Origin of the sequence: Brevibacillus laterosporus LMG 15441 (genome assembly GCF_000219535.2) — a bacterium.
GTDB lineage: Bacteria > Bacillota > Bacilli > Brevibacillales > Brevibacillaceae > Brevibacillus_B > Brevibacillus_B halotolerans.
On the sequence record NZ_CP007806.1, the window covers coordinates 1,227,778 to 1,243,861 of the forward strand.

Genomic DNA, 16,084 nt, shown 5'->3' on the forward strand with positions numbered 1-16,084 from the left:
ATTGTCAAATGATCCGAAAACTAACAGAAGCAGATTATGAAGCATTTATGGAATTGGTATCACAAGAGAGCAGCTTGAACTTATTTCTTATTGGTGATGTCGAAAATTTTGGCTTCTCTACCCCTTTTCAAGAGTTATGGGGAGAATGGTCAGCAAGTGACCAGACAAAACTCTCCGCGGTACTCCTGCGGTATTATCACTCGTACGTATTTTATGCTTTGGATAGGTTTGATCTCGAAGGGTTCAGTGAAATTATACTTGCTGACAAAAAGCTGGAGGTTTTATCAGGAAAACAAGATTCTTTGCAGGCTTTTGCAAGCCATCTTCCGAAGCATGAGATCAAAACTACCTATTTTGCAGAATTAGAAGATGACTCTCGATTATCTCAGGATGACATCAAGGGATTTGAGGTAAAAAAAGCCACAGTTCATGATGTCGTAAAAATCGTCAGCCTACGTGATCAGATACAAGAGTTTGGCAGATCTGCTGATGCAGAAGAAGCATTGAAACACACACTGGAAAGCGGTACAGGGAGAACCTATTATGTAGAGGTGAACACAGAAACGGTAGCCTGTGTTTCAACAACAGCCGAGTGTTCGATGGCTGCCATGATTGTTGGTGTTTGTACGCATCCCCTTCATCGTAAGCGGGGATATGCTAGTGCTTGTATGGTAGCGCTGTGCAGGGATGTTTTGGCGGAAGGGCGAAGCTTGTGCTTGTGTTATGATAACCCAGCGGCTGGAGCTATTTATAAACGTTTGGGCTTTCAGGACATTGGAATGTGGACGATGTATCAAATAAAAAGAGAAGAATCCTTTTCGTTGAAATAGATTGACAATTCTTACTCAAAAGAAGTATGATAAACAGAATTATATAGAAATCTCTTATCAAGAGTGGTGGAGGGACTGGCCCGAAGAAACCCGGCAACCCCGCGAGAAGCGGAGAGGTGCTAAATCCAGCAGGCACACATAAAGTAGTCTGGCAGATAAGAGCGGGTCTAGTCGATACGATCAAACCCCTCTTCTCCGGAAGAGGGGTTTTTTAGCACATAGGTACCTGTACTTTAGGGCATCAAGTGGAAATAGGAGGAATTGCATTGAGAAAAGCAACGATTCACAACCTGGCGTTGGAATGTGGCGAGGTGCTCCGTCAAGTGGAAATCGGTTATACAACAAGCGGTACGTACAACTCTGAGCAATCGAATGCAATTTTGGTTTGCCACGCATTAACTGGAGACAGTCAAGCGGTAGGTGATGGTGAAAAGCCAGGCTGGTGGGATGGGCTGATTGGGCCCGGAAAAGCAATTGATACCGATTATTATTACGTGATTTGCACAAACGTCTTAGGTGGCTGTTACGGAACAACAGGTCCTGCAAGTATGAATACGGAGACTAAAGAGCCATATGCAACTCATTTTCCTGTTGTGACGATCCGAGACATGGTACGCGCCCAATACAAGCTCATTGAGCAACTGGGGATTTCTCATCTATATGCGGTCATTGGCGGTTCGATGGGTGGTATGCAGGTTTATGAGTGGGCGGTTGAATATCCCCAGATGATGGATGTAGTGATCCCAGTAGCTACCTGCGCTCAGTTATCAGCTATGGCCATTGCTTATAATGATGTGGCAAGGCAAGCGATTTGTAATGATCCAGATTGGAATAATGGACATTATTATCCTCAGTTAGGTCCTATTCGCGGCTTGGCAACAGCGCGTATGGTTGGCATGATTACATACCGGACAGCCGAATTATTTGAAGAACGATTTGGCAGGGCCCATCAAGGCACCGTGCATGCCGACTTAGTGGATACTACATTTGAAGTGGAAAGCTATTTACGTTATCAAGGAGATAAGCTCGTGCAGCGCTTTGATGCAAATAGCTATCTCTATCTCCTAAAAGCAATGGATACACACGATATTGGTAGGGGAAGAGATGGGATTGAAAACGCATTGTCACGTATCAAAGCCAAGGTAGTCTGTATAGCTATTTCCAACGATTTGTTGTATCCAATTCCTCATCAGCTTTGGCTATCCTCTACGTTAAAACAACAGGGGAAGGATGTTGATTTTTTTGCAATTGACTCTGTATTTGGACATGATGGTTTTTTAGTTGAAATGGATAAAATGGCTCAGCTAGTAGGGCCTTATTTTCCTGTAACAGTGAAAGAGCAACAAACCTCACAATTGATTGGATAACCAGCTTATCAGATGATGAAGAGAAAGCAGACAGGTAGGAAACCATGACAATGACAACTAGTAACGATGTAACGAATATAAGAGCTCTGCACGTAAAAACAGGTTGTTACCCTGAGATAACAACCTGAATGTGTGCAGTTGGTTCTTTTTTTTTGTCCTTTCCCAGAAGAGTGAGTGTGGCATTTGACTCACGCTCTAACCATTTGCCAATCGATCCAGCAATAAAGCCTGTCTCAAACTGTAGGGTGCGTTCTAGTCGGTTTGTAGTCTGCATGGTAAGATGAGGATGAGTCAGGAGATATTCAATTTGTCTAGCTGTACACAAGGTTAATTCCAGCTTTCCTAAGCCGAGCTGGATGAAGGCTAATATCAGATCTTCCGCCGCATGTATATGATAGGTCTCGCCTATCTCTTTCCCCATCCAATAAAGAATAGGAGCTTCGCAATCTCCCAGTAATTCCTGAGTGACTACATTTCGAAAAAAGAGATGACCGGCAAAAGGCATGTTCATTTGTTGCATACGCTGACAATCATATACTGAAAACTCAGGTAAAAGCTGCTGTAGGATATCAGTAGCTTGTCTCACTCTAGCTCGTCCTCCTTTTGTGCATGATTTCTATTCTATGAGAGAAAAAAACAATTATGCTAAGACTAGGAAAATGATAGGAGTTAATGAGGGATGAGTCAGAGTATATCTGATAGATACGTGGTCATAATAAGAATAAATAACAAGAAAAGCTAGGAATGATATAGATTACAATTAATCTAAGAATGTATTAAGTCTATTCAATTGCTTGACGCTACTAAGAGGTAGGAGTACAATTGGTTTTGGTCACATAATTTCCAATCTTTATTCTTTATTTAGACACATCTCGTTTGCGCCCGCGGTTTTTTATGCGTTGGATTGACAGACTTTTGGAACCATTTCGCAAACTGGAAACATTTTGTGTTTCCCTATTGAGGGATTGGTTTTTCGTGAATAGAGGATGTTCTTCCAAAGTGGAAGCGGAGCGGAACATGTGTCTTGCTTGAGCCTGCATGGTGATGGCATAGGTATTGTAAGATAACATTTTCCACACATCAATGAAGGGGGGACCCAAGGCATGGCAAGTAAGAAAAACTTCGCTTTGCACAAGCTTCACACTCTACTCGGGTTGTTTCCGATCGGGTTGTTTTTACTGTTCCATTTAACGGCGAACTTTCAAGCAACCAAAGGGCCGGAAGCATTTAACGAAGCGGTTGGCCTAATTGAAAAGGCACCGTTCTTATTGTTTTTGGAATTTGCATTCATTTATCTCCCACTGTTGTTCCACGCCATTTACGGTCTATATCTCGCATTTCAAGCAAAACCGAACAATGGCAACTACTCGTTTTTCCGTAATCAAATGTATCTCTGGCAGCGTATTACAGGTGTTTTCACGCTGATTTTCATAGCGTGGCATGTATGGCAAACACGTATTGTCAAAGCACTTGGTACTGCCGAAATTAACTATGACCTCATGCATGATATTTTCACTAACCCAGTAATGATAGCGTTTTACGCTGTAGGTGTTCTATCCGCTGTGTTCCACCTTTGCAATGGTGTATGGTCGTTCTTAGTGCATTGGGGCATTACAGTAGGGCCACGTTCACAACGTATGGCAACTTATTTCACCATGATTCTGTTCGTAGCATTATCCTACGTAGGCTTGCGTGCCGTATTCGCATTCGTGTAAGAGAAGGGGGAATAAAACATGGCGAAGGGTAAATTAATTATTGTCGGCGGTGGCCTAGCTGGACTAATGGCGACAATTAAAGCAGCAGAAAAAGGGGTAGCCGTAGAACTTTTTTCCCTAGTTCCGGTTAAGCGCTCTCACTCAGTCTGTGCGCAGGGCGGTATTAATGGAGCTGTTAATACCAAAGGGGAAGGCGACTCTACTTGGGAACACTTTGATGACACGATTTATGGCGGTGACTTCCTAGCGAACCAACCACCAGTAAAAGCAATGTGTGATGCAGCACCTGGAATCATTTATATGCTAGACCGTATGGGAGTTATGTTCAACCGTACTCCGGAAGGATTGCTAGACTTCCGTCGCTTTGGGGGAACGAAGCATCACCGTACTGCATTTGCTGGAGCAACGACAGGACAGCAATTACTATATGCACTAGATGAGCAAGTACGCCGTTATGAGACGGAAGGACTTGTGAAAAAATATGAGTACTGGGATTTCCTCGGTGCCGTTCTTGATGATGCGGGTGTCTGTCGTGGGATAACTGCACAGAGCATGCGTTCAGGTGAAATTAAAGCCTTCCATGCGGATGCAGTTATCATGGCGACTGGTGGCCCTGGTATTATCTTTGGTAAATCTACTAACTCTATTATTAACACAGGTACAGCCGCATCTGCGTTGTATCAACAGGGTGTTATTTACGCAAACGGAGAATTTATCCAAATTCACCCAACTGCTATTCCTGGCGATGATAAACTACGCCTCATGTCTGAATCAGCTCGTGGAGAAGGTGGCCGCATTTGGACGTATAAAGATGGGAAACCATGGTACTTCTTAGAGGAGAAATATCCTGCATACGGAAACCTCGTACCACGCGACATTGCGACTCGTGAAATTTTCCATGTCTGTGTAGATATGAAATTGGGTATCAACGGCGAAAACATGGTGTATTTGGATCTGTCTCATAAGGATCCAAAGGAATTGGATGTAAAACTAGGCGGTATCATTGAAATTTATGAAAAATTTGTTGGGGAAGATCCACGAAAAGTACCAATGCGCATATTCCCAGCAGTTCACTATTCCATGGGCGGTATGTGGGTAGATTACAACCAAATGACAAATATCCCGGGTCTATTTGCTGCAGGTGAGTGCGATTATTCTCAACATGGCGGTAATCGTCTGGGTGCGAACTCGCTGTTGTCTGCTATTTATGGTGGTATGGTTGCTGGTCCAAATGCAATCAATTACATCAACTCGTTGGATAAGCTCTCAGATGATCTTCCAAGTAGCTTATTTGACAGCTATTCCAAGCAAGAACAAGAGAAATACGACAACATCTTAAAAATGGACGGTACAGAAAATGCATACGTAATCCATAAAGAGTTGGGCGAGTGGATGACTGATAACGTAACAGTGGTTCGCTACAACGATCGATTGCAAAAAACAGATGATAAGATTTTGGAGCTCATGGAGCGCTACAAAAACATCAACATTCAAGATACACAGCAATGGAGCAACTCTGGAGCGCAGTTTACACGTCATTTGTGGAACATGCTTGTTCTAGCTCGTGCTGTTACAATTAGTGCCCTACAACGTGATGAAAGTCGCGGCGCACACTACAAGCCTGAATTCCCTGAGCGTGATGATGAACGCTTCATGAAAACGACAATGGCGAAGTATAATCCGGAAACAACAGCGCCAGAAATCTATTATGAGGATATAGACGTTTCCTTAATCAAACCACGTAAGCGTGACTATACCAGTGATAAAAAAGGAGGGAAATGATCATGGCTGATCGTTTAATCCATCTGATCGTTACCCGACAAGACACACCTGATTCCACGCCTTATAAAGAAGAGTTTAAAATTCCATATCGTCCAAATATGAACGTAATTTCAGCGTTAATGGAGATTCAACGCAACCCGGTTAACTCGCAAGGCCAGAAGACTAAACCGGTCATTTGGGAATCTAACTGTTTAGAAGAGGTGTGCGGTGCTTGCTCGATGGTCATTAACGGAAAACCACGCCAAGCCTGTTCCGCTCTCATTGATAAGTTAGAACAACCAGTGCGTATCGAGCCGATGAAAACGTTCTCTGTACAACGCGATTTAACTGTAGATCGCAGCCGCATGTTCGATGCTTTAAAACGGGTGAAAGCATGGATTCCGATCGATGGTACCCATGATTTAGGACCAGGACCAAGAATGGCGGAAGTAGATCGCCAATGGGCATACGAACTATCTAAATGTATGACCTGCGGTGTGTGTTTAGAAGCATGTCCGAACGTAAATGATAAATCACCATTTATTGGTGCATTTGCCATTTCTCAGGTGCGTCTATTTAATGAGCATCCGACAGGAAAAATGAACAAGCATGAGCGTTTAGATTCCTTGATGGAGGAGGGCGGAATTAGCTACTGCGGTAACTCGCAAAACTGCGTACAGTCTTGCCCGAAAGGCATCCCGCTTACTACTTCCATTGCTCATATGAATAAAGAAACCACGAAGCATGCTATTAAATCCTTCTTCTTCTCGTAAGAAGATACTTTCTTCCCTTTTTATACGACATGAATTCAGGAAAAGCCTTCTCGATAGTGAGAGGGCTTTTTTTTATTTTGAAAAAATTGGTAGTATGCTTTCCTTCCCTTGTAATGGTACGGGTGTATACCCATAAGCTTCCTTTGGCAAACTGATGAAGATACTACATGAGGAATTTTCACCAGGAGGGGGCTGCGTATGAAGAAACAAATGATCAAAGTGCTTTGTACCGGTGCAGTTGTACCGTTGCTATATTATCCGGTCAATTACGTTGGAGCAGATACTGTTTTACATAACCACCAGACGATTGATAACACGCAGCAAATCATTTCACGTGAGCAAATTCAAAAAGATATTTGGGAGGCGACTAGTGCTTCTTTTCCAAAAAAAGCAGGCGGTCATTCCCCGGGCAATCTTTTTAACATGCTTCAGAATCAAGCAAACGAATGGAATGCCTTGAAGCATGTAATGAAAGGAGAGTCTGTGGCTAAGGCTGGAAAATCTACTTTGTCGATGATCGAGGCAGATAGAGCCTGGCAGGAGTTGGGTGTAAAAGGGGAAGGGATGTTGATTTCCATTGTGGATACAGGCATTAATCATAAACACCCTGATTTTCCAGCACCTCACGATAAACAAGCAGCACAAAAAAAGTCTGGAGCATCACAAAAGGTTATTACAGGATATAATTGGGCTGATCGCAATCAAATAACTCAAGATGTAGGGGAATCTCAGCATGGTGTGCATGTGGCGGGAATAGTAGCTGGAAATGGTAAAGTAAAAGGGGTTGCACCCGAAGCTCAATTGCTTAGCGAAAAAGTTTTTAGCAATTATCAGGGGAGCATTTCTGGGCTTAGTGAATCCATTTTATTTGCAATGACCGATTCTATTGCTAAAAAAGCAGATGTGATTAATCTTAGTCTGGGGTCTTCCGCTGGATATGTAGATGAGACGAATACCGAACAGTATGCGGTCAAAAATGCTGTTGACAGTGGTGTTATCGTAGTCGCAGCAGCTGGGAACGATGCTTATTTTGGTAGTGATAAAGTCAAGCAAGCCAATCCCGATCACGCCATGATCGGGTCACCTGGATTGGCTCCAGATGCTTTTAGCATTGCATCGGTTAATGCCACTACGTTTGCTGGCAATAGTTTTGCACTTGAGGGTGTCGATCAGTTGCCGCGTGTGGTCTATTTGACGGGAATTCCAATCAGTGGAAGCCCGTTGCAACCTGAGCAGTATTTATCCCAGTCACATGAAATGGCGTATGTTGGGAAAGGAAAAAAAGAAGATTACAATGTTAGTGTTAAGAATAAAGTCGTTTTAATTGAACGCGGTGATATAACCTTTGATGAAAAGCTGCGTCTCGCTAAGGAAGCGGGTGCGGCTGGTGCTCTTATTTATAACAATCAAGCAGGTCCCTTTTTGATGAGTGGAAATGAGAGTAAAAATATACCAAGTGCATCTATTTTAAAATCAATGGGCGAAGCAATGGCAGAGAAATTGAAAAAGGGTAAAAAGGTAAAAATTACCTTTGATGGACAGTTTGCACAAAATGAATTGCCATATCCAGAAGGTGGAACCATGTCCTCCTTTTCCTCATGGGGACCTACGCCGGATTTACAATTTAAACCGGAGATTTCTGCACCTGGTGGTGGAATTTTGTCCACTGTTTCGCAAGACGGATATGGGGTGAAAAGTGGTACATCAATGGCAACTCCGCACGTTGCAGGAGCAATGGCCTTACTCAAGCAGTATTATCAAAAACAAGGATATTCCTTAGAAGGACGAGAGCTGGTTGAAACTCTAAAAGCAGTAGCCATGAACACAGCTCAGCCTGTACTTGATCCGCGTACGTCTAAGTCAAAGAATGAAAAGCTCCCGCCCCTTCCTTATTCGCCTCGTGTGCAAGGGGCAGGCATTATGCAGGTGGTAAAAGCTGCAAAATCTCCCGTTGTTATTACTAATAAAGAGGGAAAAGCAGGTGTATCCTTAGGGCAAATCGGTGAGAAACGAACGTTTAGCCTCATCATTTCTAACAAATTCGGCAAAGAGCCACTCACGTACACACTCAGTGATGAATTCGGTGTGTTAACTGATCAGATAGAGAATGGATACTTTAGCATGAGAGAGACGCGATTGCCTGGGGCCAAGGTTCAATTCCAAACCCCAAGCGTCACAGTAGCTCCAGGTCAAAAACAAGAAGTTCAGGTAACCGTAACTGTGCCAAAGACTGCCCCTAAACAAAGGTTTGTGGAAGGATACTTACTATTTACCCCCAAGCAGGCTCATGTACCTGCCCTGCGAGTTCCCTATTATGGTTTTTATGGAGAATGGAATGAACCAAGAATCATGGACGCTCCGATGTGGAGCGCTGAGAGTCAGGAAAAGCTAACCAGTGTCAAAACAACATGGTATCACGATAAAGAAAGTGACAAATGGCGTTTCCGGGAAGCACTGGGTGTGAATGGTGTAGATGAGAATGGTCATGTATTAATCAACCCAGACCATATTGCTTTTTCACCAAATGGAGATGGTCATTATGATAAGGCAGCGCCATCTATTACGTTCTTACGTAATGCGCGAGAGCTTTCTATTAATGTTACAGATTCAACAGGTCAGGTTGTTCGATCTCTCGTCAAAGATGGTAAGGTAAATAAATTTGACCAGTCAAGAAAAGGTGATTCCTTTTTCTTCACGGAGAAAGAAGAGTGGGCTTGGGACGGAATGATCTATTCCTCAGATAAAGGGGCCTATGTACCAGCGCCTGATGGGTCATATCGATTTGTCATCCGTGCGAAAAATGATGGGAGCAACGCCAAGTGGCAGACGCTTACCCTACCTGTACGCGTGGATCGTCAAGCACCGCAAATCACAGCGCAACTAAATAAAAATAAACTTCAGTGGCAGACAAAAGATAAGGATATTCAAGGGTATCTGCTGTATGTGGATGGGAAAAAAACAGGTGGACCTTATGCCCCGACAATTACACAAGCAGTAGTTAGTCAGCCACACAAAAAAATGACGTTGGTTGCCTATGATTACGCGGGTAACATCTCCTATACTCATATCAATGGACAAAGTGATTTTACACCGCCGGGCATCGAGTTTCCTGATCAGATTTTTCAACAAATCATGGTTAGCAATCAAAATCATGTTGCTATTCGTGGCAAGGTGACAGGCGAAGACATGATGGATCGGGTTAAGCTTACGATCAAAGAGCAACCGGTAAAAGTGGAACCAGACGGTCGATTCCAGACGGTACTAGACTTGCCAGAGGGAATACAATATGTACCTTATCAAGTGACAGATGCGTTTGGAAACACCCGTGAATTTACCCAACGGATTATCGTGGATAAAACGCCACCTATTTTGCAATTTGTAAACGATGGTAACGAGGATATTGTGTTTGACGCGACCAGCAAAAAGATCGTGGTCCCTCTGCGCTGGATGTATCGTGATATGAATTATAAAGGAAGATTGAAGGTTAATGGTGAAATAATTGCAAGCTGGGAAGAGGATCAGATTGAGAAGCCTGTTCATAAATACTTTTCACATCAAATTGCTCTTAAGCATGGTGAAAATAAGGTTTTAGTTGAGGCGATGGACGAAGCGAAGAACCTGACAACACAATCTGTTATATGCTATGCAGATGCAACGACAGGATCAGCGGTTGTTATGCAGGACCAAAAACGTATTATGTACAAGGCACTTCCTGCTAAGCCGCTTTCTGTGGGTTTTGCAAAGCCAAGCTATGACGATACAGCAGGTTCTACACTTCATGTGAGAGGACGGGTCATTAAACAAGCTGATACAGAGCTGTCCTTTTACTATGGCGATCAGCGTTTGTACGGTGATGTAAGCGATCAGGGAGATTTTCTATTAGAAATTCCACGGGTAAAAGAAGGCAGAGAAACGATCACTGTAGTGGCACAAGATCTATTAGGGCGAGAAACAAAGGCCCAGGCTATAGTGACAGGCAGTAAAATACAATCAAAGCGGTTAAAGCCGAATCGGCAAGAATAAGTGAACGTTTTTATCCCAATAAAAAAGAGTGGCCATCAAAGGAATGGTCGCTCTTTCTTTCATCATGAAGAGGTGAGGCTTGTGTTTTATCATGGCATTCATGACAAATATGTTATTGAGCATTACCCAATCCTATCGCCCCGACGGACGGCTCCCTATAAGCATGGCAAGGATTTAGCCGACAGAATGCATTTAATTGAGCAGTTTGGTCTTGAACCGATTCATTTATTAGAAGAGAGCAGGGAGTATTCACAAGATATTTGCTTACGAGAGTGTTGCCGCTTCGGAAATATGGTTTTTTCCTTCCAATCTTTACCCACTCCTGCATGGCAATTAAGCAAGCATGAAATAGGGGTTCCCATTCTTGATTTGCGAAAAACAGTAGCTATTTATGCTACACAGGAGCACGAGTCAATCAAAAATTTATTTCCATCCATCCCTTATATCATCATGTAATTCTTAGTAAAAGATTGTTATTACTAGGAATTATCGTTTGTCAAGAGACTTTGAAAGTGAGAGCAAAAAAGCTATTGATAATGATTATCATTCGTATTATAATGTGGTACGAACTTATTTCTATTTCTAACAATTAAGGGGAGTACTTCATGAAAAAGTCTATTTTTACTCTATCAACAATATTTGTAGTAAGTGCATCACTTCTTGGATGCACGCAGCAATCTCAACCAACACAAGCAGATAATAAGGTTGCTCAAACAGATGCTGCACAAAAGGTAGAAGAGAAAAAAGATGCGAAAGATACTTTAAAAGGTGTAACTGAAGCATATCGAACCTATTCTATTGATCAGATCGATCAATTTGTGGTTTCTACTGAAAAATTCGTAACGGCAGTAAAAACAGGGGATATGGAAACAGCGAAGAAACTATATGCTCCGTCACGCATGTACTACGAGCGCATTGAGCCAATTGCAGAATCCCTAGGAGATTTGGATCCTAAAATTGACGCTCGTGACGGCGATGTACCAAAAGAAGAATGGGGCGGCTTCCATAAGATAGAGCAAGGTCTATGGGCAAACAAAACAACAAAAGGCTCTGAAAAAGTGGCTGATCAGTTGCTAAATGATGCGAAGCTATTGCGTGCTAAGGTAGAAACAGTAGAAGTGACACCAGAGCTTCTGGTAACAGGCGCGGTTGATTTGTTAAATGAGGTATCATCCTCTAAGGTAACAGGAGAAGAAGAGCGTTACTCTCACACTGACTTGTATGACTTCGCTGCCAACGTAGAAGGAGCGCAAAAAATATATGAGCTGTTGCAACCAGCCTTGGTAGCAAAGGATCAGAAGTTATCAGATGAGATCAAAAAACGTTTTGATGATGTATTTGGATTATTGGCACCTTTCAAAAAAGGGGAAGATTATGCTTCTTATACTGAATTAAAACCAGATCAGGTCAAAAAACTTAGCCAAGCAATTGATGCACTTGCCGAGCCACTGTCTAAAATTGGTGTTGTGCTGGAGGGATAGGCATCTATGAAAGAAGAACGTGAAAAAAAACATCACGAGCAACAACAGAACACAACTTCTGATCAAAATGAGACAAAGGTTTCGCGTCGAGATATGCTTAAAATGGTTGGGGTTGGAGGACTTGGACTTTTAGTCGGAGCTAGTGGAATGGGCGGTGTCATTGCTGCAGCTAACCACTTACAAGGGAAATCAGACAAGACAAAGGATAAATCAGGTCGTATGAAAGCTGATACGGTCCCTTTTTACGGAGAATATCAAGCAGGTATTACTACAGAAACGCAAAACTTTGTCTATGTAGCAGCTTTTGACTTAACGACAACCAAACGCTCTGATGTAATAGCGCTTTTTAAAGATTGGACCAAAGCTACAGAAAATATGACACAGGGCCAGCCAGTGGAGGATACGAAAACAAGTCAGTATCTCCCGCCGGTGGATACGGGGGAAGCAGAAGGACTTTCTGCTTCCCAGCTTACCATTACATTTGGTGTTAGCGCTCAGTTTTTTGTCAAGGACGGCATTGATCGTTTTGGGATTAAAGCGAAACGTCCGCAAGCTTTAATCGAGCTACCGCACTTTGCACAGGATGCTCTTCAGCCCGAGTGGACGGGAGGAGATATTGTTGTTCAAGTATGTGCAGATGACCAGCAGGTAGCGTTTCATGCCTTGCGCAATCTGATTAGACGAGCGAGAGGAATCGCGACTATGCGCTGGAATCAAGCCGGCTTCCAACGTACCAAGCAGGCTGATCTAAAGGGTGAAACGGTGCGTAACCTGTTTGGTTTTAAGGATGGCACAGGTAATCCTAATGTGAAAGACCCGGCACAGCTTAATCAACATGTCTGGGTACAGTCTAGTGATGGGCCAGATTGGATGGCAGGCGGTTCCTATATGGTTTATCGCCGCATACAGATGCGTCTTGAAGTTTGGGATCGTACGAATTTGAGTGATCAAGAACTGACATTTGGCCGACATCGAGATAGTGGTGCTCCCCTAGGAGGAACAGACGAGTTCGAACCGCTACAGCCTAAGAAATTACCGGATGTTTCCCATGCCCGAATTGCGCATGGAGATGGTTCCATCAAAATTTTACGCAGATCCTATTCTTATGCAGATGGTATGGATAGGAAAACGGGAACTCTTAACGCCGGCCTCTTGTTTATATGCTACCAGCGAGACCCGATTAAGCAATTTATTCCGATGCAACACCGTTTGGCGAAGAATGATAAGTTAAACGAGTATATTGTTCATCGCGGAAGCGGGTTGTTTGCTTGCTTCCCAGGGGTAAAAAAGGGAAGCTATATAGGTGAGGGCTTGTTCCAGTAGTAACATAGATCTATAAGGAGTAGGAGTTGTGAGTCCCATGTGGTTTTTAAAGAGTAAACAGCGTATGTTAGCCATGTTCATGATGGCTACTTTTTTGATGGCTGTAAGTATGCCAGCTTGGGCTACAGAAGCGACAGACCGCCTTTTTGTCACGATGTCTGATGCCTTCTTGAAGACTAAAGAGCAGGATTGGCCTCATGTAGAAGCGACGATCACTACGTTTGCAGGGGAATGGACGAAAGAGAGAACCGATATCCCTCAAGCCAAAGAGGTTGACAGTGCAATAGCGCACGTCCAGGCAGAGTTACAGAAAGAAACAAAGGATGATAAGGCCATTTATGCTGGCCTACAACAACTGTCCAAAGCCCTGAGAACTTACGAAGAAACAATAGCTCCTCCCAAAAAAGAGGAGAATCAACAGAAACTAAAGGATGTCCTTGCCCAACTGGAAAAATGGCAAAAGGATGTCAAGCAGCAAAGTCACCCAGAGATGCTTAAGGCCTATCAAGCCTTGGATAGAAATTGGACGAGAGCAGAATTAATTGTCCGCAATAAAAGCATCATGGCATACGGTGATATTGAGAAACAAATGGCTTTTGTACGTATTGCGTTAAATGCCGAACCGCTGGATATGAAAAAAGTAGCTGAAAAAATGGACGGACTCCACCAATCTATCCAGGCATTTTTAGATGGAAAAACAAGTGGAGACGCTCCGGCAGAAGGGACTTACTCTGTTCAAAGCTTGTTGGATTTGCTTTCGACCACAATCTCTGCAATAGGGGCCAATGATAATGCTACTGCTATTGATACCCTTAACCAATTTTTAACGATTTGGCCACTGGTCGAAGGTGAAATTATGACGAGGGCACCTAGCTTGTATGCAAAAGTGGAGAATGAAATTCCATTAGCTATTAGTGAACTTAGCTCTAAGGTTCCCAAGACTTCACAGGCTACTGATCGCTTGACTCAGCTACAGATTGATCTTGCTCCCTATGTATCGAGCGGCTCTTATCATATGTGGGATGCAGCGGTGATTTTATTACGCGAAGGATTTGAGGCTTTAATAATCGTAGCAGCCTTACTTTCCTTTCTGAAAAAAACCAACCACGCCCATCAACAGAAATGGATTTGGGCAGGTGTGATTGTCGGAATTATATGTAGTGGTTTGTTGGCTGTTGGTATCCAGCTATTCTTTTCTCAAGCAACAGCCGGTGCTAGCCGTGAATACTTAGAAGGTGTATTCGGAATTGCGGCTGTTATCATGATGGTGCTGGTAGGGAATTGGTTACACAATAAGTCCAACATTCAAAATTGGAATGTTTATCTTAAAGGTCAGGTAGAATCGGCAGTTGCTAAGGGCGGGCTATGGGCCATGGCAACCGTTAGTTTTCTAGCAATCTTCCGTGAAGGTGCGGAAACCGTTATTTTCTATATTGGTTTAGCTCCATCCATTACGATGAAGGAATTGCTAGCAGGGATTGCCCTTGCGTTAGCTATATTGTTGGTTGTCGGATTTGTGCTGATTCGTTACAGTGTAAAACTGCCGATTCGCTTATTCTTTACGACGGCCACAGTTGTTATTTATGCGCTAGCCTTCAAAATTGTCGGAGTCAGTGTGCATGCATTGCAAATCACTAAATCCTTACCTGTTCATCCGATTAGCCAACTACCATTGTGGGAAGGAATTGGTTTTTTCCCAACCATGGAAACTATGCTGTCACAGGCTGTTTTATTGATAGTTGTATTAGGGGTGTTTGCTTGGACTCACAAACGAGCTAAAAACCCCGTAATTCCTGCATAAGAGCAATAGGAGAAAAAAGAGTCCGATCAAATTGATGATCGGGCTTTTTTTCTCTCTTTCCATTTTCCTTGACCTCTCCTGAAAAGAAAGGTACGATCAAAAAAAAGATCAGGAGCGATTGTAATAAACATTTGGTTTATCCTAAGGGAGGATCGTCAGCATGAAAATAGCCAAGGTTATTAATAACAATGTGATCAGTGTATACAACGATCAAAATAAAGAACTGGTGATAATGGGCAGAGGAATTGCCTTTCAGAAGCGACCAGGCGATAAGGTAGAAGAAGACAAGATCGAGAAAATTTTCAAATTAGAAAATAAGGATATCTCCGAGAAGTTTAAAACACTGCTTTATGAAATTCCGATGGAGTATATGGAAATCTCTGAGAATATCATTAACTATGCCAAAATGAGCTTGGGCAAAAAGCTAAATGAAAGCATTTACGTCTCCCTTACGGATCATATTTATTTTGCCATTCAGCGTAACAAGGACGGATTAGATATTAAAAATGCCTTGCTTTGGGAGATCAAAAGGTTGTATCAAGATGAATTTTCTGTTGGCCAAAAGGCAATCAAACAGATCAATCAGAAATTAGGAATTACATTGCCAGAAGATGAGGCTGGTTTTATTGCTTTACACATTGTAAATGCCGAATTAAACGAAGAAATGCCAACGATTGTTACAATAACGAAGGTAATGCAAGAGATTTTAAATATCGTTAAATATCATTTCAATATTGAAGTGGACGAGGAATCCTTGCATTATTACCGGTTTATTACCCATCTAAAATTTTTCGCTCAACGTTTGTGCAAGGAAACCCATATGGAGAGCAGCGACGATTTCTTATACGAGATGGTCAAAAGCAAATATAAGGAAGCTTATGAGTGTACGAAGAAAATCAAGCGATACATTCAAAAGGAATATAATCATGAGTTAACAAATGAAGAAGTGCTTTATCTAACGATTCACATCCATAGAGTAGTAAATAAAAAGTAAAAATGAAAGCGTTGAC

At 42.7% G+C, this 16,084-nt stretch carries 12 protein-coding genes and 1 riboswitch; of the genes, 11 read left to right on the top strand and 1 reads right to left on the bottom strand.

Annotation, left to right across the window (positions count from 1 at the left end):
* Window positions 1-8: 8 nt before the first annotated feature.
* The gene (locus BRLA_RS05735) at window positions 9-830 is read left to right on the top strand and encodes a GNAT family N-acetyltransferase (protein ID WP_003334945.1); all 822 of its coding nucleotides are present in this window, start codon (window positions 9-11) and stop codon (window positions 828-830) included.
* Window positions 831-881: 51 nt separating this feature from the next.
* Window positions 882-992, top strand: a riboswitch (SAM riboswitch).
* Window positions 993-1,096: 104 nt separating this feature from the next.
* Window positions 1,097-2,197: a homoserine O-acetyltransferase MetX gene (metX, locus tag BRLA_RS05740; RefSeq protein ID WP_051876106.1), complete on the top strand. Its 1,101-nt coding sequence runs from the start codon at window positions 1,097-1,099 to the stop codon at window positions 2,195-2,197.
* Between the two features lie 106 nt (window positions 2,198-2,303).
* Here the strand turns inward: metX and BRLA_RS05745 are convergent, their stop codons facing one another.
* On the bottom strand, window positions 2,304-2,783 hold the full coding sequence (locus BRLA_RS05745; protein WP_022584144.1) for a DUF2507 domain-containing protein: 480 nt from the start codon (window positions 2,781-2,783) through the stop codon (window positions 2,304-2,306).
* A gap of 517 nt (window positions 2,784-3,300) precedes the next feature.
* Between BRLA_RS05745 and BRLA_RS05750 the strand changes: the two genes are divergently transcribed.
* The 9 genes from BRLA_RS05750 to licT all read left to right on the top strand — a co-directional run bounded on the left by BRLA_RS05750 (window position 3,301) and on the right by licT (window position 16,068).
* The gene (locus BRLA_RS05750; RefSeq protein ID WP_003334941.1) at window positions 3,301-3,912 is read left to right on the top strand and encodes a succinate dehydrogenase cytochrome b558 subunit; all 612 of its coding nucleotides are present in this window, start codon (window positions 3,301-3,303) and stop codon (window positions 3,910-3,912) included.
* 18 nt (window positions 3,913-3,930) lie between these two features.
* Complete coding sequence (gene sdhA, locus BRLA_RS05755; protein ID WP_003334940.1) at window positions 3,931-5,694, top strand: succinate dehydrogenase flavoprotein subunit; 1,764 nt, start codon at window positions 3,931-3,933, stop codon at window positions 5,692-5,694.
* Between the two features lie 2 nt (window positions 5,695-5,696).
* Window positions 5,697-6,446, top strand: coding sequence for a succinate dehydrogenase iron-sulfur subunit (sdhB, locus tag BRLA_RS05760; RefSeq protein ID WP_003334938.1), 750 nt, complete (start codon window positions 5,697-5,699; stop codon window positions 6,444-6,446).
* A 198-nt stretch (window positions 6,447-6,644) separates the two neighbouring features.
* Complete coding sequence (locus BRLA_RS05765) at window positions 6,645-10,469, top strand: S8 family serine peptidase (protein ID WP_003334937.1); 3,825 nt, start codon at window positions 6,645-6,647, stop codon at window positions 10,467-10,469.
* A gap of 81 nt (window positions 10,470-10,550) precedes the next feature.
* Complete coding sequence (locus BRLA_RS05770) at window positions 10,551-10,925, top strand: hypothetical protein (RefSeq protein WP_003334936.1); 375 nt, start codon at window positions 10,551-10,553, stop codon at window positions 10,923-10,925.
* A 149-nt stretch (window positions 10,926-11,074) separates the two neighbouring features.
* Window positions 11,075-11,950 carry an iron uptake system protein EfeO gene (gene efeO / locus BRLA_RS05775; protein ID WP_003334935.1) on the top strand — a complete coding sequence of 292 codons (876 nt, stop codon included), beginning with the start codon at window positions 11,075-11,077 and terminating at the stop codon, window positions 11,948-11,950.
* A 6-nt stretch (window positions 11,951-11,956) separates the two neighbouring features.
* On the top strand, window positions 11,957-13,273 hold the full coding sequence (efeB, locus tag BRLA_RS05780) for an iron uptake transporter deferrochelatase/peroxidase subunit (protein ID WP_003334933.1): 1,317 nt from the start codon (window positions 11,957-11,959) through the stop codon (window positions 13,271-13,273).
* 37 nt (window positions 13,274-13,310) lie between these two features.
* A complete protein-coding gene (locus BRLA_RS05785; RefSeq protein ID WP_003334932.1) occupies window positions 13,311-15,074 on the top strand; it encodes an FTR1 family iron permease in 1,764 nt (587 codons plus the stop codon).
* A gap of 160 nt (window positions 15,075-15,234) precedes the next feature.
* Entirely contained in the window at window positions 15,235-16,068 is an 834-nt protein-coding gene (gene licT, locus BRLA_RS05790) for a BglG family transcription antiterminator LicT (protein WP_003334931.1), read from the top strand.
* The last annotated feature ends 16 nt before the right edge of the window (window positions 16,069-16,084 follow it).